Here is a 23,741-nt window from a genome sequence, read left to right on the forward strand (position 1 = left end):
CGGTGACGGTTCTGGTCGTCACGGGCACCGACACGGGGGTCGGCAAGACGGTCGCCACCGCGGCGCTGGCCTGCCACGCGCGTCAGGCCGGCCTCGACGTGGCGGTCTGTAAGCCGGTCCAGACCGGCACCGACGCCGGCGACGACGACCTCGCCGAGGTGGCCCGGCTGTCCGGGGTGACCGAGCTGGCCGGGTTCGGCCGCTATCCGCAGCCGCTGGCGCCGGTGGCCGCCGCCGAGGCGGCCGGGATGCCGTTGCCCACCCGCGAGCAGCTGCTGGCGCTCGTCGGCGAGCTGGACCGTCCGGGGCGGCTGACGCTGGTCGAGGGCGCCGGGGGACTGTTGGTGGAACTCGGCGAAAACGGTGTCACCGCACGCGATCTCGCCGTCGCGCTGGGTGCGGCGGTGCTGGTGGTGGTCGGCCCGTCGCTGGGCACCTTGAACCACACCGCGTTGACCCTGGAATCGATTGCCGCACAGGGTCTTTCATGCGCGGGCCTGGTCATCGGCAGCTGGCCGCGGCGGCCCGGGGTGGTGGAGACGACGAACCGGCAAGCGCTGGACCGGCTGGCCGCGGTGCGCGCCGTGCTGCCCGAAGGCGCGGCGTCGCTGGGCCCCACCGAGTTCGCGGCCCTGTGCTCCCGGGCGTTCGACCGTGACTGGGTCACCTCGCTGGTGGGCTGATGGTGCACTCCATCGAGCTGGTCTTCGACCGCGACACCGAGTCGGCGATCCGGAACATCTGGGCAGCGTTGGCCGCGGCCGGGATACCGAGTCAGGCGCCGGCCAGCCGGCCGCACGTGACGCTGGTCGTGGCCGATGGCATCGCCCCCGACGTCGACGAGCTGCTGCGCCCGCTGAGCGAGCGGCTGCCGCTGCGCTGCCTCGTCGGGGCGCCGGTGTTATTCGGCCGCGCCAGTGCGGTTTTCGCGCGGCTGGTGGTGCCGACCGGCGAGTTGTTGGCCCTGCACGCCCAGGTGCACGGGGTGTGCGGTCCGCATCTGTCGCCCGGTCCGATGCCCAACAGCCTGCCCGGTCAGTGGACCGCGCACGTCACGATGGCCCGGCGCGTCGGCGGCGCTCAGCTCGGGCGGGCGCTGCGTATCGCGGGCCGGCCCGCCCAGATCGACGGCAGCTTCGCCGGTTTGCGCCGCTGGGACGGCAACAAGAAGGTCGAGCACCCCATCGGGTCAGGCGCCTGACGGCGCGAACTCCGGCGCGGTGGCCGCCTGCACTCTGGCGCGCCGCTCGTCGATGGTCCGGCCCAGCTCTTGCAGCAGCAGCGGCTTGTCCATCACGAGCTCGACCAGGTGATCGCGGTCGATCTCCAGCGCGGTCACTTCGTCGATGGCCTGCGCGTCGGCGAGGTTGGGCTGGCGGGTCAGGGCTGTCACACCCAGGAACGAGCCCTCGTCCAGACCGCCGACCGCGGCGACCGATCCGTCCGTGGCGATCGCGGTCAACCGCACGCCGCCCTCGATCAGGAACGTCATCCCGGCTGGAACGCGACCGGCGTGCTCGACGATCTCGTCGGCCCCGTACCGGACGATTCTCGCGTGCGACACCAAGGCCTGCTGATCCGGTTGGCTGAGCCGCAGGGCCGGCGCCACCACCGTGCGCACCGCCCTCTCGATGCGCTCGGTCGTGGAGATGTCGTCTTCGGCGCCGTCGAGGTGCAGACCCTCGCGCCGCGCCGCGTACCACAGCCAGCGCAGGAACGCCGCGTGCGCGGCCGCGTCGTCCGCGGGCGATTTCAGTCCGACGGTGACCCGATACTCGGCGCCCCCGGTCGGCGCCGCCGACGCCACCGTGTCGGGCCTGCGCTGCGGCAACGCGTCGGCGACCCGTTCCAGCAGGGCGCACACCCGGTCCGGCGGGTCGATCTCGGAAAAGGTTGTGGTGATTGCCAATTGGTGCCCTCCGGGCGGGCGGCTGAGATTGGTGAACGAGGTGGTGGCCAGCACCGAGTTCGGGGTGATCTGCAGCCCGCGGCCGGATTCGATGTGCACGGCCCGCCAGTTCGCCTCCACGATGCGGCCCCGCGCCGACGGGGTGTCCAGCCAGTCGCCGATCCGGAACGGCTGCTCGAACAACATGAACAGGCCCGACACGATCTGGCCGACGGAGTTCTGCAGCATCAGGCCGATGACCACCGAGGTCACCCCCAGCGCGGTGAACAGGCCGCCGACGCGCACCCCCCACACGTAGGAGAAGATGACCGCCAGTCCGACCCCGATCAGCACGAACCGGGTCACGTCCAGGAAGATGCCCGGGATTCGTTGGCGCCAGGATCCCTGCGGTGCGCCCTCGAAAACCGTTGCGTTGAGCCCGGACAGCAGCAGCACCAGCACCACGAAACCGAACACCGTCGCCAGCACCCGAACCGACGTGAACTGCGCCGGCATCCTGGCCACGTTCACCAGCAGCACCAGCAAAGCGCCCAGCGGGACGAGGTAGCTGCGCAACAGCAGGACGGGCCGCGCCAGCGGGCTCGCTTTGCGGACCAGGCCCTGGTGCCATTCGGTGAGGGCGATCAGCAGCAGCGGCAGGCCGAACACCACGCCGGCGGCCCAGTACAGCGTTGACGAGTCAAAGGTTCTCACTGTCCCTGCCCTTCGGAGAGCTTCCAGATCTGTTGCTCGACGCCGCCCACGGTGATGGTGCCCGCCGGTGTGAATCGCCGGATGTCGTGCATCACCTCATAGACCTGAGCGGTGACATAGATCCCCGATTGTGTTGTGCTGCTGCGGGTCTGATGGGCCAGGTTGACGGCAGCGCCCCACATGTCGTAGACGATGCTGGATCGCCCGACCAGCCCGCTGATCACGTGGCCCGTGTTGATGCCGGCCCGCAGGGCCAGGTGGTAGCCGGTCTTGCTGTTGAAGCGCGCGATGATGTCCTGCATCTCCACGGCGAACTCCACGGTGCGGTGGACGCTGTCCAGCCGGGGGAAGTTCAGGCCGCAGCTGGCCAGGTAGCCGTTGTGCAGCGTGCGGATCGGTTCGATGCCAAGGGATTCCGCCGCCGAGTCGAGCTCGCGGATCAGCTGGTCGACGATGCCGACCAGTTCCCGGCCGGAGATCTTGCCGGAGATCTCGTCGAGGCCGACGATGTCGGCGAAGATGACCGTGACGTCCTGGTGCTCCTGGGAGATGGTCTGTTCGCCGTCGCGGTAACGCCGGGCCACCGGTTCGGGCATCAGCGAAGCGAGCAGGCGGTCGTTCTCCTTGCGTTGTTCGGTCAGCAGTTCCTCTTTGATCTGCAGGTTGCGGCTCATGTCGTTGAAAGCGGCCATCAGCTCGCCGATCTCGTCGCGCGAGGTGACCGGGATCGAGACGTCGTAGTTGCCGGCGCCGATCTCTCGGGCCCCGGCCTGCAACCTGCGGATGGGCCGCACGAATATCTGGGCGACCAGCAGCGCGGCCACGCAGATGACGAAAACCATTGCCGCTGTGGTCAATATCAGGGTCTGGGTGAGCGACGCCACCCGGGCGTTGGCCTCCGAGGTCTCCCTGGTGGCCACGATCGACCAATGCAGGTCGGAATTCGGCAGGGACAACGGCGCATACGACATCAGCTCCTTGCGACCGAGATAACCGGTGTCGGTCACGGTTCCGGTCTCTCCGCGCTGCGCGGCGCGTACGGCCGCCGTGGCGACGGGCTGGACCAGCGTCGTGCCACCCCACTTGATCGCCGTATCGACGGTCTCGCGTCGAACGCCGGCGGCCAGCGCCTCACGGCGGTATCGCTCACGATCTTCGAGGAATACCCGTGAATCGGAACGCATCAGGCTGTCCGGGCCGGCCAGATAGGTCTCGGCCGTTCGGCCCATGCCGGCGGCCCGCCACTGCTGGTCGGCGGTCATGATCCGATTGACCGTCGCGATGGGCAGCGGCAGCGCCAGCACTCCGATCGGTCTTCCCGGTGAACCGATCGGCGCGACCAACCAGGCAATCGGGTGCCCGAGTTGAGGCTGATACGGCTGAAAGTCGGTGATCCACACGAAGTTCAGCGAATTCGCGGCCATCGCCTTTTCGTAGGCGCCGCGCAAATTGGACTGACGATACGGACCGGTGAGGACGTTGGTGCCGAGCGAGGCGCTCTTCCGGACGGTGTAAACCACGTTGCCGCGGGTGTCCAGCAGCATCGCGTCCTGATACTCGAAGCGGGTGGCGATCTCGCGGAAATAGTCGTTGAAGCGGGCATTGGCGGCCGACCAGGCGCTGCCATCGCCGGCGTCGTCGGGCGCGGACCCGTTCGAAGACCCGTGCGCCGCAACGGTGTAATGCGCCTGCAGGTACTTCTGTGCGTTGTTGCTGGGTAACACGGCGTCGAGAGCCAGCTTGTTGCCGGTGTCGCGCTCGAGCGGTTTGATCAGCCGCTCGTTGTAGAAGTCGACCAGCGCCTGCTGCTGGCCGGGGTCGACGGGGGCGTTGGCCAGTTGGTCGAAGCCGGAAGTGAACGCCTGTACGGCTTCGAACGCGGTCATCCCACGGCTGTAGACGACCAAGGAATCCGACAGATCCGAGAACAGCGTCTCGATGGCTCGTTTCTGCGACGCTCGCAACTGCGTCATCCGCTCGGTCGCCGCGGGCAGCAGCGCGTTACGCGCGGCGACGTACTCGACCGTCCCGATCACGCCCAGCGACGCCAGGCTCGACACCAGCAGCATCAGCATCACCTTGGACTGAATGCTGATCCAGGACAGCGCTCGCGGGCGACGCCTCTTCTTTCGGGCCGGGTTCTGTTCGTCCGGGGGGACCGACTCGGTCGGGCGCATCAACCGGCCCGGTGCCGGGTCGATCCTCGACGCCACGGCGCCGCTTCTCGCGATGGCGTTAGGAAGCGCACGCCCCGACGCCTACCCCCCGAAGAGCAAGTACAAACCGGTGAAGGTGTAGCCGACCATCACCAGCATCATCGTCAGCTGGCCGGTGAGCTGATGGCCGGTGGGCAGCAGCCGCAGGGCCTTGTCGTGGGCGGCGATCACCGCGACGATGTGCCCGGTGACCACGCAGGCCACCTTGATCGCGGCCAGCACCGGCGGGTGCATGGACAAGACGTAGGCCACGTGCAGATGCGCCAGACCGAGCAGATTCCACCCGCGGCCGAACGGGTCGGCCAGCGCGAACACCGCCTGCTGTCCACGCTCCACCAGGTAGGACAGGTAGTGCGCGAAGATGTAGCCCACCACGATCGGGATCAGTGAATGCGCCATCTCGCCGGGCAATTCGCGCCGCTGCTCCGCGGTGACCCCGCCGGTGGCGCGTGCCGCGAGTGAAAACGTCACTGCCACAACGCAAATAAAGACGATCAGGCCGACGGTGCGCAGCATCGAGGACGCCAGCGTCGGGGGAGCGCCGAATTCGCGGGTGAGCTGGTCGGAGAAGCCGCGCCACGTCGGCGACGACGAGAAACTGTCGAACGCCGTCGAGCCGAGCAGCACCGCCAGCAGCACCACGACACCCGGCCGCACCGGCAGCGACGGCAGATGGTCCAGCGGGTTTCCGATGACGATCTGCTGCGTGTCCCGGTTGCGCCGAAACGGTGAGAGCCGCGAGACGGCCACGCTGTACACGCCGAACGGGTCGGCGCGGGCCAGCCAGCGCTGGCCACACAGCCACGCGCCGGCCAGCATCAGCACGGCGTAGGCGGCCAGCCACGCCCTGACCCCCGGCAGTGACGCCGGATTCGGGCTGGCCAGCTCCATCCACACGAAGGCGAACAGTCCGAAGGCCGCGGGCCGATACCCCCAGCCCTCGGGGTAGGACAGCCGGGGCCGGCCGAGCCGCTCCGGAATGACGCGGCGCAGCAGCAGGTACAGCGTGCTCATCGGCGAGATCACCCGCCATACCGGCCCGATGGCCAGCGACAGCGCCACCAAGCCGACCCACAGCAGCACGTAGAACGCGCCCAGCAGCGCGTTGGCTTCCGATTCGGGGCCCCACACCCCGGCGGCCACCGCCCACGCCGCGCACACCAGCGCCAGCGCGGCCGCCGACCACCGGGTCACCGGGGAGTCGACGAACGTCGTCACCGCCGTCGGCAAGGGCCGGCCCGGCTTCAGCGGATCGAACCGCGGCCGCCGCCACGCGAACGCCACCAGGGCGAACGTGAAGGTCAGCGCCCAGGCCGCTCCCACCATCGCGTAGGCGTAGGGCACCGGAAGGTCGCCCGACCCGCCGAGTCCGTGCGCGAGCACCACCGCCGCGGCGGCGGACCTCACGACTGGACTTGGATCGTCGCGATGGTGCGGTCCAGGTGGTGCAGCTCCACCGCGACGTTGCCCGGAACGTCGACGGCGAACCCGAACGTCTGGTTGGGGGCGGCCGCGACCTGGAACTTGTGATCCGGCGTCGAATGCACGTGCAGCTCGTCGGTGGCGTCGCTGGTCACGTGCAGGGTGATCTGCTGATGCACCTTGGCCTGCAGCGTGGCGTTGGTCGGGGTGACCTGCCCGTGGGCGATGGTCACGTCGATCATCAGCGGCGCTGCCGGCGACTTACTGGTCGAACCGCCGCAGCCGACCAGGCCGCAGGCCAGCGCCGCCGCCCACGCCGCGATGAGGGTGCCTCGCAGTGTCATGGATTCACGCCGCCCGCGGGATCTGCTGTTTGTCCTCGACGGGTTCGGGCTCGGTGATCGCGTAGCCGAGCCGGCCCGCACCCCAGGTCAGGCCGCCGATCACCATGAGCGTCAGGAACAGCACCACGATCCCGCCGGCGGTGAACAACCAGGCCGGCGCGCTCTGGTCACGCTCGCGCTGCAGGATGGTGACTTCCAGGACGAAGGGACGCGTGCTGGCCGCCAGCGCGGGAACCTCGGGGGCCGGAATGGCCGAGTCCGCCGGCTCCCAGATCGGCACGGCCGTCATCGTGCGGCCGTCCTGGACCCGCAGCAGGGTCTTCCAATCCCCCCACACGGGGACCGGCTGAGTGGACCGGTAGTGCCCCGGCCCGACCTTGGCGAGCCGGTCGATCACCAGGCCGCGGTCGTTGTTCATGCGCCCCTGCCAGGACAGGATCGTCAACCAGTCCGGGTTGCCGCTGACCATGTCGGCGGGTAGCAGCTGGACGTCGGCCGACACCATGCGCTGCCCCGGTGCACTGGGCAGATCCGTCAACACGATGGTGGCGTTGTTCTGCCCCGGCACCACGATGTGCAAGCCATTGGCCACCGCGCCGCCGATCACCAGCACCGTCAACGCCACCGCGGCGATGCCGATCCCGCGGCCGGGTAGGCGTTGGCCGGTGAGCACCATGCCGAACAGGGCGCCGCACACCCCCATCAGGACCGCGACCGGTACCGCCATGGCCAGGGCCTCGCCCCACATGCTGATCGGCCACGGGTAGTGGTACACCGCCGCGATCCACAGCGACTCCAGCCACAGTCCGACGGTGCCCACGCCCAGCCCGGCGACGGCGCCGAACACGATGGGGCGCTTGACAAGCGGGGTCAAGGCGACCAGCTCGACGGCTAGCGCCGGGCCGAGATACAGCGGGAACCAGTTGATCGGGGCGCCCAGAATCGGCCCGACCAGCAGGGCGACACCGCCGCGCAGGGCGATGGCGAAGATCGCCGCGATCAGGGCCGCCCCCCGGCCCATGGTGATGCGGGCGGCGACCGCCGCCAGGGCCGCCGCGCCGGCGATCAGCATGGGCTGGAACACCAGGCGGAACTGCGGGACGCCGAAGTCGAACTCGATCTGATAGACCGACAAGCCAATGAACAACCCGCCGAAGGACAGGTAGCGCAGGAAGGTGATGAAGACGCCGTGATAGACCTGCTCGCCTTCTTGGGCCTCACCCTCGCGCTCCAGCATCAGCACCGCGAACAGCGAAAAACAGGCGCCGCCGATCATCATCAAATGCGTTGGGCCCCAAAGGGTTACATCCTGCCCGAAGATGCGGTGCCAGATGTCGTCGAGCGGGAACCCGATCATCGCGTAGAGGCCGCAGCCGGCCATCAGCACCCCACCCACCGGTGCGTGCCAGTTGCGGGTGATGCGCACCGGCGCCGGTCCGGGCCTGTCGAACGGCAGGACGACCGACACCATGCCGGCCAGGAACACCCCGAACAGCCCGATGATGATGAAGTAGTGCGCCGGGTTGGCCAGCGGGCCCGGGTCACGGCCGTTGCCGATGTGCCAGCTGACGTCCCAGATGAACCCGAACAGCGCGCAGATGATCGACGTGGTGAAGATCAGGACCGGCAGCGCCACCCAGTTGGGCCGGTGGAACTTCTCGCCCACCTTGTCGGCGGCGCGGGTCAGCCACTGGATGCGGTGGGTGCGATGAGCGTGGCCCGCCCACAGCATCAGTAGCGTGATCACCACCGCTGCGATCGACAGCCCGATCACCTGGTTCAGTCCCGCGCCGCGCGCGGGTGCCTCAGCAACAATCGTCAGTTCATTCGACCGCATCGTCGTGCCTCCCAACCGCGCCGGGCTGCCCCGGAGGATCCGATTCCGTCAACCGCTTATTACTGTCAAGTAGGTTCGTGATTGTTTGTTTAATGCCCCGATCCTGGGCTCGTCAATCACGCTCTTTGTCGGGCGTGTCGGGTTGGGAGGCGTCCTTGCCGGCGCCCGTGGCGCTCCGGCCCTCGCGGCGGTCGCGCAGCGCGATGTACAGGACCACCCCGACGACGATCACCGCAGGCAGAAACGCCGGCGCCGCCAACAGCAGGTAGTGGTGCGCCAGGAATTCGACGTGCGGAGTCACCATGGTCGTATACCCATAGGGAGGTCGTGTACTTCGGCCGTTACCCTACTTTGAACACCTTTTCATTCACCGCTGCCACCGCCACGTGGCAGATGTGTCCCCACGTGCGGACACGAAAAAGAGGCAAGGGGAGTACCTGGTGACTCAAGCGGCGACGCGACCGACGGCCGAAGCCGGCAGCGACGAGGACATCTTGGCGGTGGCCCGGCAGCAGGTGCTTCAGGACGGCCAGGGATTGAGCCGGGACCAGGTGCTGCGGGTGCTGCAACTGCCCGACGACCGCCTCGACGAGCTGCTGGCGCTGGCCCACGACGTGCGGATGCGCTGGTGCGGTCCCGAGGTCGAGGTCGAGGGCATCATCAGCCTGAAGACGGGCGGTTGCCCGGAGGATTGTCACTTCTGCTCGCAGTCGGGGCTGTTCGCGTCGCCGGTGCGCAGCGCGCGGCTCGACATTCCCAGCCTGGTGGAGGCGGCCAAGCAGACCGCCAAGTCCGGCGCCACCGAGTTCTGCATCGTGGCCGCCGTGCGCGGACCCGACGAGCGGCTGTTGGCCCAGGTCGCGGCCGGTATCGAGGCGATCCGCAACGAGGTCGAGATCAACATCGCCTGCTCGCTGGGGATGCTGACGGCCGAGCAGGTCGAGCGGCTCTCCGAGATGGGGGTGCACCGCTACAACCACAACCTCGAGACCGCCCGCTCGTACTTCACCAACGTCGTGACCACCCACAGCTGGGAGGAGCGCTGGGAGACGCTGTCGATGGTCCGTGACGCCGGCATGGAGGTCTGCTGCGGCGGCATCCTCGGCATGGGCGAGACGCTGGAGCAGCGCGCGGAATTCGCCGCCGAGCTGGCCGAACTCGGCCCCGACGAGGTGCCGCTGAACTTCCTCAACCCGCGGCCCGGCACCCCGTTCGGCGACCTGGAGGTGATGCCGGCGAGCGATGCGCTGAAGTCGGTGGCCGCGTTCCGGCTGGCGCTGCCGCGCACCATGCTGCGGTTCGCCGGCGGCCGGGAGATCACGCTGGGCGACCTCGGTGCCAAGCAGGGCATCCTGGGCGGCATCAACGCCGTGATCGTCGGCAACTACCTGACCACGCTGGGCCGGCCCGCCGAGTCCGACCTGGAATTGCTCGACGACCTGCAGATGCCCCTCAAGGGGCTCAACGCCAGCTTGTAGTCCGGCTTCGCGGCTAAGGTTGGAGACTTGTGGTTGGCGATTTGGGCGCTGCGGTCAGTGCCGGCGTCTACAACGTCTACACCGGGGAATTAGGGGGCACCTCAGTGCCGACAGCGGCTCAATTGGGCCTTGAGCCTCCCCGGTTCTGCGCGGCGTGCGGACGCCGGATGGTGGTGCAGGTTCGCCCCGACGGCTGGCGGGCACGCTGCTCACGGCACGGTGAGGTCGATTCCGGTGACTTGGAGACGCAACGGTGACCGCTCCGGCCAAGGCCGCTGCGCCGCCCGCCACCGTTTCCCGGCGGGCCCGGACGCGTGCGCTCCTGATCGTGTCCCTGGGATCGGCGGCCATCGGCGTGGTGATCGGCGCAGTGTGGGCGTGGATCGCCCCGCCGATTCGCGCCGTGGTCGCCATCACCCGGTCGGGCGAGCGGGTCCATGACTATCTGGGCAACGAGTCCGAGCACTTCTTCGTCGCGCCGGCCCTGCTGCTGGGGCTGCTGACCGTGCTGGCGGTGGTCGCGTCGGTCGGGGTGTGGCAGTGGCGGGAACACCGCGGGCCGGCGATGGTCGTCGCCCTGACCGGCGGCATGGTGGCGGCGGCCGCCCTGGCCTCGGCCGTGGGGGCCGGGCTGGTCCGGCTGAGCTACGGTGCCCTGGACTTCGACGCGGTCCCGCTGACGAAAAGCCCGTCGGTCGCCTATGTCACGCAGGCGCCGCCGGTGTTCTTCTCGACGGGTCCGCTGCAGGTCGCGGTGACCCTGTTGTGGCCGGCCGGCATCGCGGCCCTGGTCTACGCCGTGCGTGCCGCCGCGGACGCCCGCGACGACCTGGGTGCGCTTCCGCCCGAGCCTAGGCCCGCCGAAGCGCTTCCGGTGGGCGGCGGAGGCGCCGCGGACGCGCCCGTGTCATAGCGGGCGGCGGCTGATCTTGCGGCCCGTGACCACCTTGGCCGCGACCTTGAGCAGCCGGGCCATGCCGACGTAGGTCATCGGGTTGAACATCGTCGGCCACGTGGTGCGGATCAGGTGCTCGGTCAGCGGGCGGCCCTCGAAGCGATCCGTCAGCCAGCGCAGCGTCATCGGCGCCGACAGCGGGTGCAGCATCATGTGCTCGTTGAAGGCGTCGCGGTGGTAGGTGACGTGCGCGCCGCCGGCCGAATAGGCGTCGGCGAGCGCGTCGATGTCGTGGACGTCGATCAGGTAGTCGTGCACGGCCTGCACGATCAGCACCGGCGGCGTCGGGACGGCGGCACCCAGCCTGATGTGGTCGAAGACATAGGTGACTTCCGGGGTGGACAGGATCTGCTCGAGCGGCTGGTCGAGGTAGTCGCCCATGTTCTTGCCGGCCATCCGCACCACGGCCTCCACCGTGGTCATCTTCTCCAGCGAGTCGAGCAGGGCGCGGCCCTCCTCGTTGGTGTGCTCACGGATCACCCGGTCCAGATCGGGGTAGATGTGCGCGAGCGCGGCCACCACCAGCGCGGGCAGCCCCGACAGGAAGCTGCCGTTGAGCCGGCGGAACGTGTTGCCCAGGTCCCCGACGGGTGAGCCCAGCACGGCGCCGACGATGTCCAGCTCGGGCGCGTACTCGGCGCACACCTCCGCGGCCCAGGCGCTGGCCAGTCCGCCGCCCGAGTACCCCCACAGCCCGACCGGCGCGGTGGAGGACAGGTTGAGGCGCTCCGAGTTGCGCGCGGCCCGGATGCCGTCCAGGACGCGGTAGCCGGGTTCGTACGGTGCGCCCCACAGGCCGCGCAGGCCTTCGTGGTCGGGCACGGAGACGGCCCACCCCTCGGCCACGGCGGCGGCGATCAGGAACAGCTCGAACTGGCCGATCGCGCCCAGCGCCTTCGCCCGCCGCCGCAGCGCGTAGGAGGGGAAGCAGCGCGACGAGACGGCGTCGATCGCGCACTGGTAGGACAGCAGCGGGCAGGACTGGCCCGGGGCGAGGTCGGCGGGGACGATCACCGTCGTGGCGGTGGCCTCCGGCTCGCCGTTCATGTCCATGGTCCGGTACAACAGCTGGACGGCCTTGATGGGCTGCCGGATCAGTCCGAGGAACGCCAACTCGACGTCGCGCGAGCGCAGCACGGTCCCGGGCTCGGCGTGCTGGAAGCCCAGCGGCGGCTGGTAGAACGGGTCGTCCGAGGGCAGCAGCGGACGCACCTTGTGCTGCAGTTCCTCGTGCGGCGGCCGGGCGAGCCATTCCGCGCCCTGCGTGCCTGCGAGGTTGCCGAGCTCAGCCATTGAGGCTCCCTTCGTGGCCACCCGGCATTCTCGCGCAGAACGACAGGTAACCAAAACGTAATCGCCGCAGTGTGAGCGACTTCTCGTCACGTCGGCCAGGTCGGAACGCTACTGAAATTCGAATTGCCCCCGCGCCGCCCGATGACGCTTTTCTGCCAGCCTAGCCTGGCAGCCCCGGCGGCCTGAGCGCCGCGAACTCGTCGGTGACCCGCAACGCCGCGTCGGTGAACCGGTACAGCGCCGCCGGGCGTCCGCCGCTGCGCCCGGATTGTGCGATGGTGCCGGTCGCCCGGATCACTCCACGCCGGGCCAGCACGCGCTGCAGGTTCGTCGCGTCCACCTGATAGCCCAGCGCGGCGCCGTAGATGTCGCGCAGCGTGGAGAGCGCGAATTCCCTTGGCGCCAAAGCGAAGCCGATATTGGTGTAGGACAGCTTGGCGATCAGCCGGGTGCGGGCGTTGTCCACCATCTGCCCGTGATCGAAGGCCATCGGCGGCAGGGAGTTCACCGGATGCCAGCGGGTGTCCGGCGGCAGCTCGGGGCTGGCGGGGGAGGGCACCAGGCCCAAAAATGTGGACGCGATGACGCGCGTGTCCGGCACCCGGTGCGGGTCGGAGAACACCGCAAGCTGTTCCAGGTGTGCCAGCTCTTTGAGGTCGACCTTCTCGGCGAGCTGGCGCCTGACCGACGTGATCATGTCCTCGTCGGTGCGCAGCTGCCCGCCCGGCAGCGACCACGTGCCCTGTTGCGGCTCCCTGGCGCGCTGCCATAACAGCACGTTCAACTGCGGTTTCGCCGCGCTTAATCTGTTTGCCGGCCGCTTGGCGCCCTCGTCGGTCACTTCGCGAACCTGGAACACGACCGCGAGCACTTCGTGAGCGGTGCTACCATGGGCCATGTTTTCGATTATAAGTCGAAAACCTCCTGGGCTGAAAGGAGCCGCCATGACGGTTATCAATCGCATGGACACGCTCGCCGAAGGCATGATCGCCGACATCACCAATTCCCCCGCCGGGTACGCCGGCGTGGCCGGTGATGAGCAATGGGCCGCCGAGGTTCGCCGCCTGGCCAAGCTGCGCGGCGCCACGGTGCTGGCGCACAACTATCAACTGCCCGAGATCCAGGACGTCGCCGACCACGTGGGCGACTCGCTGGCGCTGTCACGGATCGCCGCCGAGGCGCCCGAGGACACCATCGTGTTCTGCGGTGTGCACTTCATGGCCGAGACGGCCAAGATCCTGAGCCCCGACAAGACCGTGCTGATCCCGGACCAGCGCGCCGGCTGCTCGCTGGCCGACTCCATCACGGCCGACGAACTGCAGGCTTGGAAGGACGAACACCCCGGCGCGGTCGTCGTCTCCTACGTCAACACCACGGCGGCGGTCAAGGCGCTCACCGACATCTGCTGCACGTCGTCCAACGCGGTCGAGGTGGTCGAGTCCATCGACCCCGACCGCGAGGTGCTGTTCTGCCCCGACCAGTTCCTCGGCGCCCACGTCCGCCGGGTGACGGGCCGCGAGAACCTGCACGTCTGGGCGGGCGAATGTCACGTACACGCCGGGATCAACGGCGACGAGCTCAACGAGCAGGCCCGCGCCAACCCCGACGCCGAGCTTTTCGTGCACCCCGAATGTGGTTGCGCCACTTCGGCTTTGTATCTCGCGGGCGAAGGCGCCTTCCCGCCTGACCGGGTGAAGATCCTGTCCACCGGCGGCATGCTGGAGGCCGCCAACCAGACCGACGCACGCAAGGTGCTGGTGGCCACCGAGGTCGGCATGCTGTATCAATTGCGCCGGGCCGCACCGCAAGTCGACTTCCGCGCGGTCAACGACCGCGCCTCCTGCAAGTTCATGAAGATGATCACCCCGGCCGCGTTGTTGCGCTGCCTGGTCGAGGGGGCCGACGAGGTCGATGTCGATCCCGACGTCGCCGCCGCCGGCCGGCGCAGCGTGCAGCGAATGATCGAGATCGGCCAGCCGGGCGGTGGCGAGTGACCGCCCGTCTCCAGTGGACGCACAGCGCCGACGTCGTCGTCGTCGGCACCGGCGTCGCGGGACTGGCGGCTGCGCTGGCCGCGCACCGCGCCGGGCGCAACGTCGTCGTGCTGAGCAAGGCAGACCAGGCCCGCGGGGCGACCGCGACCCATTACGCGCAGGGCGGCATCGCGGTGGTGCTGCCCGACAATGACGATTCGGTGGAAGCCCACGTCGCCGACACGGTGGTCGCCGGCGCGGGCCTGTGCGATCCCCAGGCGGTCTACTCGATCGTCGCCGACGGGTATGCGGCGGTCGCCGAATTGGTCGGTGACGGTGCACGTTTCGATGAATCCGCGCCGGGCAGGTGGGCGCTGACCCGCGAGGGTGGGCACTCCCGGCGGCGCATCGTGCATGCCGGTGGCGACGCCACCGGCGCGGAGGTGCAGCGGGCCCTCGACCACGCCGCGCGCACCCTGGACATCCGCACCGGCCATGTGGCGCTGCGGGTTCTGCGCGACGGTGCGGCGGTGACCGGCGTCCTGGTCGGCACCCCCGGCGGGTGCGGAATCATCAGCGCGCCGTCGGTGATCCTGGCCTCCGGCGGCCTCGGGCATCTGTACGGCGCCACCACCAACCCCGAGGGCTCCACCGGCGACGGCATCGCGCTGGGCTTGTGGGCCGGTGTCCCGGTCAGCGACGTCGAGTTCATCCAGTTCCACCCGACGATGCTCTTCGCCCCCGGTGCCGCCGGCGGGCGGCGGCCGCTGGTCACCGAAGCCATTCGCGGCGAGGGAGCGAAACTGATTGACCGGCAAGGCGATTCGGTGACCGCCGGCGTTCACCCGATGGGTGACCTGGCGCCCCGCGACGTCGTCGCCGCGGCCATCGACGCCCGGCTGAAGGCCACCGGCGATGCCTGCGTGTTCCTCGACGCGCGTCACATCGGCGACTTCGCGAACCGGTTCCCCACGGTGACGGCCGCCTGCCGGGCCGCCGGCATCGATCCGGTCCGACAACCCATTCCGGTGGTCCCCGGGGCGCATTACAGCTGCGGCGGCATCGTCACCGACGTCTACGGCCAGACCGAACTGCCCGGGCTGTTCGCCGCGGGCGAGGTGGCCCGCACCGGGCTGCACGGCGCCAACCGGCTGGCGTCCAACAGCCTGCTGGAAGGCCTGGTGGTCGGTGGGCGGGCCGGGAAATTGGCGGCGGCGCACGCCGCCACGACCGGGCGGGTGCTCGCGGTCGCGCCCGAACCGCTCGCCCACACCGCGCCCCAGCGCGCCGAGCTGCAGCGCGCGATGAGCCGGGACGCGTCGGTGGTGCGCGATGCCGCCGGGCTGGCCCGGCTGTCCACCGTGCTGTCCCAGGCGCAGCCGCGTCCCGTATCCGGCCGCCACGACTTCGAGGATGTGGCGTTGGCCGTCACCGCCCGCGCGGTCACGGCCGCCGCCCTGGCCCGCACCGAGAGCCGGGGCTGCCACCATCGCGAGGAATACCCGCAGACCGCATCCGAGCTGGGTCGCAGCAACGTGCTGCGCCTGGCCGACGACCAGAGCGCGGTGCTGGTTGAGGCGTTGGCGGCGGTCGTATGACCACGATGTCCGACTGTGAGCTGACCGCCGCGCGCGACACCATCAAGCGCGGCCTGGTCGAGGACCTGCGGTACGGGCCCGACGTCACCACGCTGGCCACGGTGCCCGCCGAGGCGGTGGCGACCGCGTCCATGGTGCCGCGCCAGCCCGGCGTGATCGCCGGCATCGACATCGCGCTGCTGGTGCTCGACGAGGTGCTGGGCACCCGCGGCTACCAGGTGCTCGACCGCGTCGAGGACGGCGCCCGCTTGGAGCCGGGCCAGCCGGTGCTGACGCTGCGCGCCGAGACCCGTGGCCTGCTGACCGCCGAGCGGACCATGCTGAATCTGATCTGCCACCTGTCCGGGATCGCCACCACGACGGCGCACTGGGTGGACGCCGTGCACGGCACCAAGGCTCAGGTGCGCGATACCCGCAAAACCCTGCCCGGCCTGCGCGTACTGCAGAAATACGCGGTCCGGGTCGGTGGCGGCATGAACCACCGCCTGGGGCTCGGCGACGCGGCCCTGATCAAGGACAACCACGTGGTGGCCGCCGGATCGGTGGTGGACGCGCTGCGCGCCGTGCGCGAGGCGGCCCCGGATCTGCCGTGCGAGGTGGAAGTGGATTCGCTCGAGCAGCTGGACGAGGTGCTGCCCGAGAAGCCCGAGCTCATCCTGCTGGACAACTTCCCGGTGTGGCAGACGCAGATGGCCGTGCAGCGCCGCGACGCGCGGGCACCCGCCGTGCTGCTGGAGTCCTCGGGCGGGCTCAGCCTGGAGAACGCGGCCGCGTACGCCGCGACCGGGGTGGACTACCTGGCCGTCGGCGCGCTCACCCATTCGGTGCGGGTGCTCGACATCGGCCTCGATATGTAGCCGGCTGTGGTGTGCGCACCGCCGCGCACCTGCGCCGCCGTCGAGTGTGCATCCCGGGCGTTGAGTGTGAATCGTGGGCGGCGGTTCCCGGCGTGTCGCCGCCCTGGGCGCACACCCAACGCCGCCGGCGCACACTCAAATGGCCTCAGGCGAGGTCGGCCTCAGGCGATGTCGGCCTCAGGCGATGTCGGCGACGAAGACCCCGATCCGGCGCAGCTGCATGCGCGCCAGCCCCGGCAGGCCGTCGCCGTCCGAGCCGGCGGGCAGGATTCGCGGGTTGATCAAATGCGCCGACCGGTTGCGGCTGAACTCCACGTCCGCCTCACCGGCGGCCAGCACGTTCTTCACCCAGTTCGTCTTGCCGTGGCCCAGCGCGATCGCCAGGGTGTTGCCCTTGCGGTACGTGGTCACGATCGTCTCGTAGGGCTTGCCGGAGGTGCGGCCCCGGTGCTTGATCGTCGCCGTTCCGGGCAGGTACCGCACGATCGGCTTCAGCGCCGGGTTGAAGTATTTGATCTGGAAACGCTCGAACCAGGGCGGGAAGACCATCGGGATGCCCGGGGCGTTGTTGGGGTGATCCTTCGCGGACATGGCGGCTCCCTGGGTCGGCGCTGTCGTCTCAGCGCGGGGTATGGCCTCAATACCGGCACTGTACCGGGCGGATATTGACTTGAGTTCCTCTGGGACAATGGACACCGTGAGCAACACCCAACCGTCGCCGATGGCCCGCATCGACCTGCGGGGCGCGGAGTTGACGGCTGCCCGATTGCGGGCGGCGCTGCCCCGCGGCGGCGCCGATGTGGAGGCGGTGCTGCCCAAGGTCCGGCCGATCGTGGCGGCCGTCGCCGAGCGCGGCGCCGAGGCCGCCCTGGAATTCGGGGCCACCTTCGACGGGGTGCGGCCCCCGGCCGTCCGGGTGCCCCACGCCGCGCTCGAGAAGGCCCTGGCGGACCTGGACGCGAGGGTGGCCGACGCGCTGCGGGTGATGATCGACCGCACCCGCGCCGTGCACGCCGACCAGCGCCGCACCGACGTCACGACAACCCTCGGCCCGGGCGCGACCGTCACCGAGCGGTGGGTCCCGGTGGACCGGGTGGGTCTCTACGTCCCCGGCGGCAACGCCGTCTACCCCTCCAGCGTGGTGATGAACGTGGTGCCGGCCCAGGCCGCCGGCGTCGCCTCGCTGGTGGTGGCCAGCCCACCGCAGGCCCAATTCGACGGCCTGCCGCATCCGACGATCCTGGCTGCCGCCCGGCTGCTGGGCGTCGACGAGGTGTGGGCCGTGGGCGGCGCGCAGGCGGTGGCGCTGCTGGCCTACGGCGGCACCGACCTCGACGGCGCCGAGCTGGCGCCCGTCGACATGATCACCGGGCCCGGCAACATCTACGTCACCGCCGCCAAGCGGCTGTGCCGGTCGCACGTCGGGATCGACGCCGAAGCCGGGCCGACGGAGATCGCGATCCTGGCCGACCACACCGCCGACCCGGCGCACGTCGCCGCCGACCTGATCAGCCAGGCCGAGCACGACGAGATGGCGGGCAGCGTGCTGGTCACCCCCAGCGCGGACCTGGCCGCCGCCACCGAGGCGGAGCTGGCCGCCCAGCTGCAGACGACGGTGCACCGCGAACGGGTGACGGCCGCGCTCGGCGGGCGCCAGTCGGCCATCATCCTGGTCGACGACCTGGACGCCGGCGTCGACGTGGTCAACGCCTACGCCGCCGAACACCTGGAGATCCAGACCGTCGACGCGGCCGCCGTGGCCGGCCGAATCCGTTCGGCCGGAGCCATTTTCGTCGGACCGTACGCGCCGGTGAGCCTCGGTGACTACTGCGCCGGCTCCAATCACGTGCTGCCCACCGCCGGCAGCGCCCGGCACTCCAGCGGCCTGTCCGTGCAGACCTTCCTGCGCGGCATCCACGTTGTCGACTACACCGAGGCGGCCCTGAAAGACGTGTCCGGACATGTGATCGCGCTCGCCGAGGCCGAAGACCTGCCGTCACACGGCGAGGCGGTGCGGCGGAGGTTCGAGCGATGAGCGGACCATCGGAGCCCACGCTCGACGATTTGCCGTTGCGCGACGACCTGCGCGGCAAATCGCCGTACGGCGCACCGCAGTTGGACGTCCCGGTGCGGCTGAACACCAACGAGAACCCGCACCCGCCGAGCAAGGCGCTGGTGGACGACGTGGTCCGGTCGGTGGCCGAGGCCGCCGCCGAGCTGCACCGCTACCCCGACCGCGACGCGGTGGCGCTGCGGACCGACCTGGCCGCCTACCTCAGCGCCCAGACCGGCGTTGCCCTCAGAGTCGAAAACCTCTGGGCGGCAAACGGTTCCAATGAGATACTGCAGCAGCTGCTGCAGGCCTTCGGGGGCCCGGGGCGCAGCGCCATCGGGTTCGTCCCGTCCTATTCGATGCACCCGATCATCTCCGACGGCACCCGCACCGAATGGCTGCAGGCCGCCCGCGCCGACGACTTCGGACTGGACCTGGACACCGCGGTCGCCGCCGTCGTCGAACGCCAACCCGATGTGGTGTTCGTCGCCAGCCCGAATAACCCGTCCGGGCAGAGCGTTCCGCTGCCGGATCTGCGTCGGCTGCTCGACGTGGTACCCGGCATCCTGATCGTCGACGAGGCCTACGGCGAATTCTCGTCGCAGCCCAGCGCGGTCGAACTGGTGGGGGAGTATCCGACCAAACTGATCGTCTCGCGGACCATGAGCAAGGCGTTCGCGTTCGCCGGCGGCCGGTTGGGCTACCTGATCGCCACCCCGGCGGTGATCGACGCCATGCTGTTGGTGCGGCTGCCGTACCACCTGTCGGTGCTCACCCAGGCCGCCGCCCGCGCCGCGCTGCGGCACGCCGATGACACCCTGGGCAGCGTGGCGACGCTGATCGCCGAACGCGAGCGGGTCTCGACGGCCTTGACCGGCATGGGTTTTCGGGTGATCCCCAGCGACGCCAACTTCGTGCTGTTCGGCGAATTCGCCGATGCGCCGGCCACCTGGCAACGCTATCTGGATGCCGGCGTGCTGATCCGCGACGTCGGCATCCCCGGCTACCTGCGCACCACCACCGGGCTGGCCGAGGAGAACGACGCCTTTCTGCGCGCCAGCGCCCAGATCGCCGCCACCGAACTGGCACCGATTACTTCCAGCCCCGTAGGAGCACCGTGACAGCCACCGCCACCCGTCGTGCGCGCATCGAGCGCCGCACCAAGGAATCCGACATCGTCATCGAGCTCGACCTCGACGGCACCGGCCAGGTCGACATCGACACCGGCGTGCCGTTTTACGACCACATGCTCACGGCCCTGGGCAGTCACGCCAGCTTCGACCTGACCGTGCGCACCAAGGGCGACGTCGAAATCGAGGGTCACCACACCATCGAGGACACCGCCATCGCGCTGGGCACCGCACTCGGCCAGGCCCTGGGTGACAAGCGGGGCATCCGGCGGTTCGGCGACGCCTTCATCCCGATGGACGAGACGCTGGCCCACGCCGCGGTCGACGTCTCCGGCCGGCCCTACTGTGTGCACACCGGGGAACCGGATCACTTGCAGCACACCACCATTGCCGGCAGCTCGGTGCCGTACCACACCGTCATCAACCGGCACGTGTTCGAATCCCTGGCGATGAACGCGCGCATCGCGCTGCACGTGCGCGTCCTGTACGGGCGCGACCCGCACCACATCACCGAGGCGCAGTACAAGGCGGTGGCCCGCGCGCTGCGCCAGGCGGTCGAGTCCGACCCCCGGGTGTCGGACGTGCCGTCCACCAAAGGGGTGCTGTGACGGCGCCCAAGAAAGTAGTTGTCCTTGACTACGGCTCGGGCAACCTGCGGTCGGCTCAGCGTGCCCTGGAGCGGGTGGGCGCGTCGGTCGAGGTGACCGGCGACGCCGGGGCCGCGGCCGCCGCCGACGGCCTGATGGTGCCCGGGGTCGGCGCCTTCGAGGCCTGCATGACGGGGCTGCGCAACATCGGCGGAGAGCGCATCATCGCCGAGCGGATCGCCGCCGGCCGCCCGGTGCTGGGCGTCTGCGTCGGCATGCAGATCCTGTTCGCCCGCGGGGTCGAATTCAGTGTGGAGACGCAGGGATGCGGCCAGTGGCCGGGTTACGTCACGCGGCTGCAGGCGCCGGTCATTCCGCACATGGGCTGGAACGTCGTGGAATCCGGGCCCGGCACCGTGCTGTTCAAGGGGCTCGACGCCGACACCCGGTTCTACTTCGTGCACTCCTACGCCGCGCAGAAGTGGGAGGGTTCGCCCGACGCGGTGCTGACGTGGGCGACCCACGAGGGCCCGTTCCTGGCCGCGGTCGAGGACGGACCGTTGTCCGCCACCCAATTTCATCCGGAGAAGAGCGGGGATGCCGGCGCGGCCGTGTTGAGCAATTGGGTCCAGGGATTGTGAAGGGCCTCGCGGAAGCGCTTTCTGCCAAGCAACAGCCGGGGATGCGCGTAATGCGTTGCGGCCCCGGCACACAGGAGGGAATGTGTTGATCTTGTTGCCCGCGGTCGACGTGGTCGACGGCCGTGCCGTGCGCCTGGTGCAGGGCAAGGCGGGCAGTGAAACCGAATACGGCTCGGCGCTGGATGCCGCGCTGACCTGGCAGCGCGATGGCGCCGAATGGATCCATCTGGTCGACCTGGACGCGGCGTTCGGGCGCGGCTCCAACCGCGAACTGCTGGCCGAAGTGGTCGGCAAGCTCGACGTGCGGGTGGAGCTGTCCGGCGGGATCCGCGACGACGATTCGCTCGCCGCCGCGCTGGCCACCGGCTGCGCCCGGGTGAACCTGGGTACGGCGGCCCTGGAGGATCCGCAGTGGTGCGCGCGGGCGATCAGTGAGCATGGCGACAAGGTCGCCGTGGGCCTGGACGTCCAGATCGTCGACGGCGCGCACCGGCTGCGCGGCCGGGGCTGGGAAACCGACGGCGGCGACCTGTGGGAGGTGCTCGAACGCCTTGACGGGCAAGGGTGTTCGCGGTTCGTGGTCACCGATGTGACCAAGGACGGGACGCTGGGCGGCCCGAACCTGGACCTGCTGGCGTCCGTCGCCGACCGCACCGACGCACCGGTGATCGCCTCTGGCGGCGTGTCCAGCCTCGATGACCTGCGGGCGATCGCCACCCTCACCGGCCGCGGGATCGAGGGCGCCATCGTGGGCAAGGCCCTCTACGCGGGCCGGTTCACCTTGCCGCAGGCGCTGGCCGCGGTGGCGGAGTAGCGCCGCATGGACGTGCACACGTTGGTGGCGCAGGCGTCGGCGATTCTCGACGACGCGGTCGAACCGTTCCTTGCCGGTCACCGCGCCGATTCCGCGGTCCGCAAGAAGGGCAACGACTTTGCCACCGACGTCGACCTCGCGATCGAGCGTGAGGTGGTCGCCGCGCTCGTCGAGGCCACCGGGATCGGGGTGCACGGCGAGGAATTCGGCGGCTCGGCCGTCGATTCGCCCTGGGTGTGGGTACTGGACCCCGTCGACGGCACCTTCAATTACGCGGCCGGATCTCCGATGGCCGGGATCCTGCTCGGCCTGCTGCACCACGGTGCCCCGGTGGCCGGACTGACCTGGCTGCCGTTCATGAATCAGCGCTACACCGCGGTGGCTGGTGGCCCGTTGCGCAAGAACGGGGCGCCGCAGCCGCCGCTGGCGCCCGTCGACTTGGCCGACGCCCTGGTCGGCGCCGGGTCGTTCAGCGCGGACGCTCGCGGCCGGTTCCCGGGGCGCTACCGAATGGCGGTGCTGGAGAACCTCAGCCGGGTTTCCTCGAGACTGCGCATGCACGGCTCCACCGGCCTTGATCTGGCGTTCGTCGCCGACGGAATACTCGGTGCGGCAATCAGTTTCGGTGGACACGTGTGGGATCACGCCGCCGGGGTGGCGCTGGTCCACGCCGCCGGTGGTGTCGTCACCGACCTGGCCGGACAGCCTTGGACCCCGTCGTCGGATTCCGCGCTGGCGGCCGGTCCCGCCGCCCACGCCGAGATCCTGGAAATCCTGCGCGCCACCGGCCGACCGGAGGACTACTGAGATGGCCCCGAACCCGCACGGCCTCGCGGTGCGAGTGATCCCATGCCTGGACGTCGACGGCGGCCGGGTGGTCAAGGGCGTCAACTTCGAAAACCTCAGGGACGCCGGTGATCCGGTAGAACTCGCGGCCGTCTATGACGCCGAAGGCGCCGACGAGCTGACGTTTCTGGACGTCACCGCGTCGTCATCCGGGCGGGCCACCATGCTCGAGGTGGTGCGCCGAACGGCCGAGCAGGTCTTCATTCCGCTGACCGTCGGCGGCGGGGTGCGCACCGTGGCCGACGTCGACGTGTTGCTGCGTGCGGGCGCCGACAAGGTGTCCATCAACACCGCCGCGATCGCCCGCCCCGAACTGTTGGCCGAGATGGCGCGGCAATTCGGCTCCCAGTGCATCGTGCTGTCCGTGGATGCCCGCACGGTGCCGCCGGGCGCGGTGCCGACGCCGTCGGGCTGGGAGGTCACCACCCATGGCGGGCGCCAGGGCACCGGGCTGGATGCGGTCGAGTGGGCTTCGCGCGGAGCCGATTTGGGGGTGGGGGAGATCCTGCTGAACTCGATGGACGCCGACGGCACCAAGGCCGGGTTCGACTTGGAGATGCTGCAGGCGGTCCGGTCGGCGGTCACGGTGCCCGTCATCGCCAGCGGCGGGGCCGGGGCGGCCGAACACTTCGCGCCCGCGATCGCGGCCGGCGCCGATGCGGTGTTGGCGGCCAGCGTCTTTCACTTCCGGGAGCTGACCATCGGTCAGGTGAAGGCCGCGATGGCCGCTGAAGGGATCACCGTGCGATGAGTCTCGACCCGCAGATCGCCGCGCGGCTGAGGCGCAACGCCGACGGCCTGTTCACCGCCGTCGTGCAGGAGCGCGGCAGCGGTGACGTGCTGATGGTCGCCTGGATGGACGACGCGGCGCTGGCCAGGACGCTGGAAACCCGTGAGGCGACCTATTATTCGCGGTCCCGCGGTGAGCAGTGGATCAAGGGGGCGACGTCCGGCCACACCCAGTACGTCCACTCGGTGCGCCTGGACTGCGACGGCGACACCGTGCTGCTGACGGTCGACCAGGTCGGCGGCGCCTGCCACACCGGCGATCACAGCTGTTTCGACGCCGACGTGCTGCTGGCACCGGAGCGCTGA

25 protein-coding genes are annotated in these 23,741 nt (G+C 69.9%); 16 read left to right on the forward strand and 9 right to left on the reverse strand.

From position 1 onward, the window contains the following. The first annotated feature begins 2 nt into the window (after nucleotides 1-2). Together bioD and B9D87_RS03850 are read left to right on the forward strand one after the other, a co-directional pair. Complete coding sequence (gene bioD, locus B9D87_RS03845; RefSeq protein WP_007776248.1) at nucleotides 3-683, forward strand: dethiobiotin synthase; 681 nt, start codon at nucleotides 3-5, stop codon at nucleotides 681-683. Beyond that, the gene (locus tag B9D87_RS03850; protein ID WP_007776246.1) at nucleotides 683-1,201 is read left to right on the forward strand and encodes a 2'-5' RNA ligase family protein; all 519 of its coding nucleotides are present in this window, start codon (nucleotides 683-685) and stop codon (nucleotides 1,199-1,201) included. The genes bioD and B9D87_RS03850 overlap by 1 nt, the downstream gene beginning before the upstream one ends. Here the strand turns inward: B9D87_RS03850 and B9D87_RS03855 are convergent. The 6 genes from B9D87_RS03855 to B9D87_RS03880 form a co-directional block, all read right to left on the reverse strand. Further along, nucleotides 1,190-2,602: a mechanosensitive ion channel domain-containing protein gene (locus tag B9D87_RS03855; protein WP_007776245.1), complete on the reverse strand. Its 1,413-nt coding sequence runs from the start codon at nucleotides 2,600-2,602 to the stop codon at nucleotides 1,190-1,192. The genes B9D87_RS03850 and B9D87_RS03855 overlap by 12 nt on opposite strands. Continuing rightward, entirely contained in the window at nucleotides 2,599-4,779 is a 2,181-nt protein-coding gene (locus B9D87_RS03860) for an adenylate/guanylate cyclase domain-containing protein (protein ID WP_040631815.1), read from the reverse strand. The genes B9D87_RS03855 and B9D87_RS03860 overlap by 4 nt, the downstream gene beginning before the upstream one ends. A gap of 81 nt (nucleotides 4,780-4,860) precedes the next feature. Continuing rightward, nucleotides 4,861-6,225 (reverse strand): hypothetical protein, encoded by a 1,365-nt coding sequence (locus B9D87_RS03865; RefSeq protein WP_007776243.1) that lies wholly within the window; start codon nucleotides 6,223-6,225, stop codon nucleotides 4,861-4,863. Next, nucleotides 6,222-6,584, reverse strand: coding sequence for a hypothetical protein (locus tag B9D87_RS03870; RefSeq protein WP_007776242.1), 363 nt, complete (start codon nucleotides 6,582-6,584; stop codon nucleotides 6,222-6,224). Before B9D87_RS03870 ends, B9D87_RS03865 begins: the two co-directional genes overlap by 4 nt. A gap of 4 nt (nucleotides 6,585-6,588) precedes the next feature. After that, on the reverse strand, nucleotides 6,589-8,421 hold the full coding sequence (locus tag B9D87_RS03875) for a hypothetical protein (protein WP_007776241.1): 1,833 nt from the start codon (nucleotides 8,419-8,421) through the stop codon (nucleotides 6,589-6,591). Nucleotides 8,422-8,533: 112 nt separating this feature from the next. Continuing rightward, nucleotides 8,534-8,725, reverse strand: a complete 192-nt coding sequence (locus tag B9D87_RS03880) for a hypothetical protein (protein WP_007776237.1) — start codon at nucleotides 8,723-8,725, stop codon at nucleotides 8,534-8,536. A 136-nt stretch (nucleotides 8,726-8,861) separates the two neighbouring features. Here B9D87_RS03880 and bioB point away from each other — a divergent pair, with 136 nt between their 5' ends. From bioB to B9D87_RS03895, 3 genes are all read left to right on the forward strand, one after another. Continuing rightward, on the forward strand, nucleotides 8,862-9,899 hold the full coding sequence (gene bioB / locus B9D87_RS03885; protein WP_007776234.1) for a biotin synthase BioB: 1,038 nt from the start codon (nucleotides 8,862-8,864) through the stop codon (nucleotides 9,897-9,899). A 29-nt stretch (nucleotides 9,900-9,928) separates the two neighbouring features. Next, complete coding sequence (gene bsaP / locus B9D87_RS03890; RefSeq protein ID WP_064883538.1) at nucleotides 9,929-10,156, forward strand: biotin synthase auxiliary protein BsaP; 228 nt, start codon at nucleotides 9,929-9,931, stop codon at nucleotides 10,154-10,156. A 65-nt stretch (nucleotides 10,157-10,221) separates the two neighbouring features. Further along, nucleotides 10,222-10,812: a DUF2567 domain-containing protein gene (locus tag B9D87_RS03895; protein ID WP_415623604.1), complete on the forward strand. Its 591-nt coding sequence runs from the start codon at nucleotides 10,222-10,224 to the stop codon at nucleotides 10,810-10,812. On the opposite strand, the gene B9D87_RS03900 is transcribed toward B9D87_RS03895, so the two are convergent. Together B9D87_RS03900 and B9D87_RS03905 are read right to left on the reverse strand one after the other, a co-directional pair. Continuing rightward, nucleotides 10,807-12,147, reverse strand: a complete 1,341-nt coding sequence (locus B9D87_RS03900) for a lipase family protein (RefSeq protein WP_007776229.1) — start codon at nucleotides 12,145-12,147, stop codon at nucleotides 10,807-10,809. The two genes, B9D87_RS03895 and B9D87_RS03900, sit on opposite strands and share 6 nt — an antisense overlap. 160 nt (nucleotides 12,148-12,307) lie before the next feature. After that, the gene (locus tag B9D87_RS03905; protein ID WP_007776226.1) at nucleotides 12,308-13,045 is read right to left on the reverse strand and encodes an NUDIX hydrolase; all 738 of its coding nucleotides are present in this window, start codon (nucleotides 13,043-13,045) and stop codon (nucleotides 12,308-12,310) included. A gap of 46 nt (nucleotides 13,046-13,091) precedes the next feature. On the opposite strand from B9D87_RS03905, the gene nadA reads away from it, so the two are divergent. Genes nadA through nadC form a run of 3 tightly spaced genes read left to right on the forward strand, consistent with a single transcriptional unit; the run spans nucleotide 13,092 to nucleotide 16,575 of the window. Further along, entirely contained in the window at nucleotides 13,092-14,141 is a 1,050-nt protein-coding gene (gene nadA / locus B9D87_RS03910) for a quinolinate synthase NadA (RefSeq protein ID WP_007776223.1), read from the forward strand. Beyond that, complete coding sequence (locus tag B9D87_RS03915; protein ID WP_007776221.1) at nucleotides 14,138-15,718, forward strand: L-aspartate oxidase; 1,581 nt, start codon at nucleotides 14,138-14,140, stop codon at nucleotides 15,716-15,718. Before nadA ends, B9D87_RS03915 begins: the two co-directional genes overlap by 4 nt. Beyond that, nucleotides 15,715-16,575, forward strand: coding sequence for a carboxylating nicotinate-nucleotide diphosphorylase (nadC, locus tag B9D87_RS03920; RefSeq protein WP_007776218.1), 861 nt, complete (start codon nucleotides 15,715-15,717; stop codon nucleotides 16,573-16,575). Before B9D87_RS03915 ends, nadC begins: the two co-directional genes overlap by 4 nt. A 177-nt stretch (nucleotides 16,576-16,752) precedes the next feature. Here the strand turns inward: nadC and B9D87_RS03925 are convergent, their stop codons facing one another. Further along, complete coding sequence (locus B9D87_RS03925; protein WP_007776212.1) at nucleotides 16,753-17,166, reverse strand: nitroreductase family deazaflavin-dependent oxidoreductase; 414 nt, start codon at nucleotides 17,164-17,166, stop codon at nucleotides 16,753-16,755. A gap of 97 nt (nucleotides 17,167-17,263) precedes the next feature. Between B9D87_RS03925 and hisD the strand changes: the two genes are divergently transcribed. The 8 genes from hisD to hisI all read left to right on the forward strand — a co-directional run bounded on the left by hisD (nucleotide 17,264) and on the right by hisI (nucleotide 23,741). Beyond that, entirely contained in the window at nucleotides 17,264-18,610 is a 1,347-nt protein-coding gene (gene hisD, locus B9D87_RS03930; RefSeq protein WP_007776210.1) for a histidinol dehydrogenase, read from the forward strand. Then, entirely contained in the window at nucleotides 18,607-19,749 is a 1,143-nt protein-coding gene (locus B9D87_RS03935; RefSeq protein ID WP_007776208.1) for a histidinol-phosphate transaminase, read from the forward strand. Before hisD ends, B9D87_RS03935 begins: the two co-directional genes overlap by 4 nt. After that, nucleotides 19,746-20,366 carry an imidazoleglycerol-phosphate dehydratase HisB gene (gene hisB / locus B9D87_RS03940; protein WP_007776207.1) on the forward strand — a complete coding sequence of 207 codons (621 nt, stop codon included), beginning with the start codon at nucleotides 19,746-19,748 and terminating at the stop codon, nucleotides 20,364-20,366. The genes B9D87_RS03935 and hisB overlap by 4 nt, the downstream gene beginning before the upstream one ends. Further along, nucleotides 20,363-20,986: an imidazole glycerol phosphate synthase subunit HisH gene (gene hisH, locus B9D87_RS03945; RefSeq protein ID WP_007776206.1), complete on the forward strand. Its 624-nt coding sequence runs from the start codon at nucleotides 20,363-20,365 to the stop codon at nucleotides 20,984-20,986. The genes hisB and hisH overlap by 4 nt, the downstream gene beginning before the upstream one ends. A gap of 82 nt (nucleotides 20,987-21,068) precedes the next feature. Further along, the gene (gene priA, locus B9D87_RS03950) at nucleotides 21,069-21,800 is read left to right on the forward strand and encodes a bifunctional 1-(5-phosphoribosyl)-5-((5-phosphoribosylamino)methylideneamino)imidazole-4-carboxamide isomerase/phosphoribosylanthranilate isomerase PriA (RefSeq protein ID WP_007776205.1); all 732 of its coding nucleotides are present in this window, start codon (nucleotides 21,069-21,071) and stop codon (nucleotides 21,798-21,800) included. Between the two features lie 6 nt (nucleotides 21,801-21,806). Continuing rightward, on the forward strand, nucleotides 21,807-22,607 hold the full coding sequence (locus tag B9D87_RS03955) for an inositol monophosphatase family protein (protein ID WP_007776204.1): 801 nt from the start codon (nucleotides 21,807-21,809) through the stop codon (nucleotides 22,605-22,607). Nucleotide 22,608: 1 nt separating this feature from the next. Further along, nucleotides 22,609-23,397, forward strand: coding sequence for an imidazole glycerol phosphate synthase subunit HisF (gene hisF / locus B9D87_RS03960; RefSeq protein WP_007776201.1), 789 nt, complete (start codon nucleotides 22,609-22,611; stop codon nucleotides 23,395-23,397). After that, nucleotides 23,394-23,741: a phosphoribosyl-AMP cyclohydrolase gene (hisI, locus tag B9D87_RS03965; RefSeq protein WP_007776200.1), complete on the forward strand. Its 348-nt coding sequence runs from the start codon at nucleotides 23,394-23,396 to the stop codon at nucleotides 23,739-23,741. The genes hisF and hisI overlap by 4 nt, the downstream gene beginning before the upstream one ends.

The sequence above is a fragment of the Mycobacterium colombiense CECT 3035 genome (assembly GCF_002105755.1).
Classification (GTDB): Bacteria; Actinomycetota; Actinomycetes; order Mycobacteriales; family Mycobacteriaceae; genus Mycobacterium; species Mycobacterium colombiense.

Coding starts and splice junctions, on each gene's coding strand:
- hisD (WP_007776210.1), top strand. CDS start 17,264: ATGGACACCGTGAGCAACACCCAACCGTCGCCGATGGCCCGCATCGAC.
- B9D87_RS03925 (WP_007776212.1), bottom strand. CDS start 17,166: ATGTCCGCGAAGGATCACCCCAACAACGCCCCGGGCATCCCGATGGTC.
- B9D87_RS03935 (WP_007776208.1), top strand. CDS start 18,607: ATGAGCGGACCATCGGAGCCCACGCTCGACGATTTGCCGTTGCGCGAC.
- B9D87_RS03955 (WP_007776204.1), top strand. CDS start 21,807: ATGGACGTGCACACGTTGGTGGCGCAGGCGTCGGCGATTCTCGACGAC.
- B9D87_RS03875 (WP_007776241.1), bottom strand. CDS start 8,421: ATGCGGTCGAATGAACTGACGATTGTTGCTGAGGCACCCGCGCGCGGC.
- hisI (WP_007776200.1), top strand. CDS start 23,394: ATGAGTCTCGACCCGCAGATCGCCGCGCGGCTGAGGCGCAACGCCGAC.
- B9D87_RS03900 (WP_007776229.1), bottom strand. CDS start 12,147: ATGGCTGAGCTCGGCAACCTCGCAGGCACGCAGGGCGCGGAATGGCTC.
- nadA (WP_007776223.1), top strand. CDS start 13,092: ATGACGGTTATCAATCGCATGGACACGCTCGCCGAAGGCATGATCGCC.
- B9D87_RS03870 (WP_007776242.1), bottom strand. CDS start 6,584: ATGACACTGCGAGGCACCCTCATCGCGGCGTGGGCGGCGGCGCTGGCC.
- B9D87_RS03850 (WP_007776246.1), top strand. CDS start 683: ATGGTGCACTCCATCGAGCTGGTCTTCGACCGCGACACCGAGTCGGCG.
- nadC (WP_007776218.1), top strand. CDS start 15,715: ATGACCACGATGTCCGACTGTGAGCTGACCGCCGCGCGCGACACCATC.
- B9D87_RS03905 (WP_007776226.1), bottom strand. CDS start 13,045: ATGGCCCATGGTAGCACCGCTCACGAAGTGCTCGCGGTCGTGTTCCAG.
- hisF (WP_007776201.1), top strand. CDS start 22,609: ATGGCCCCGAACCCGCACGGCCTCGCGGTGCGAGTGATCCCATGCCTG.
- B9D87_RS03880 (WP_007776237.1), bottom strand. CDS start 8,725: ATGGTGACTCCGCACGTCGAATTCCTGGCGCACCACTACCTGCTGTTG.
- B9D87_RS03860 (WP_040631815.1), bottom strand. CDS start 4,779: ATGCGCCCGACCGAGTCGGTCCCCCCGGACGAACAGAACCCGGCCCGA.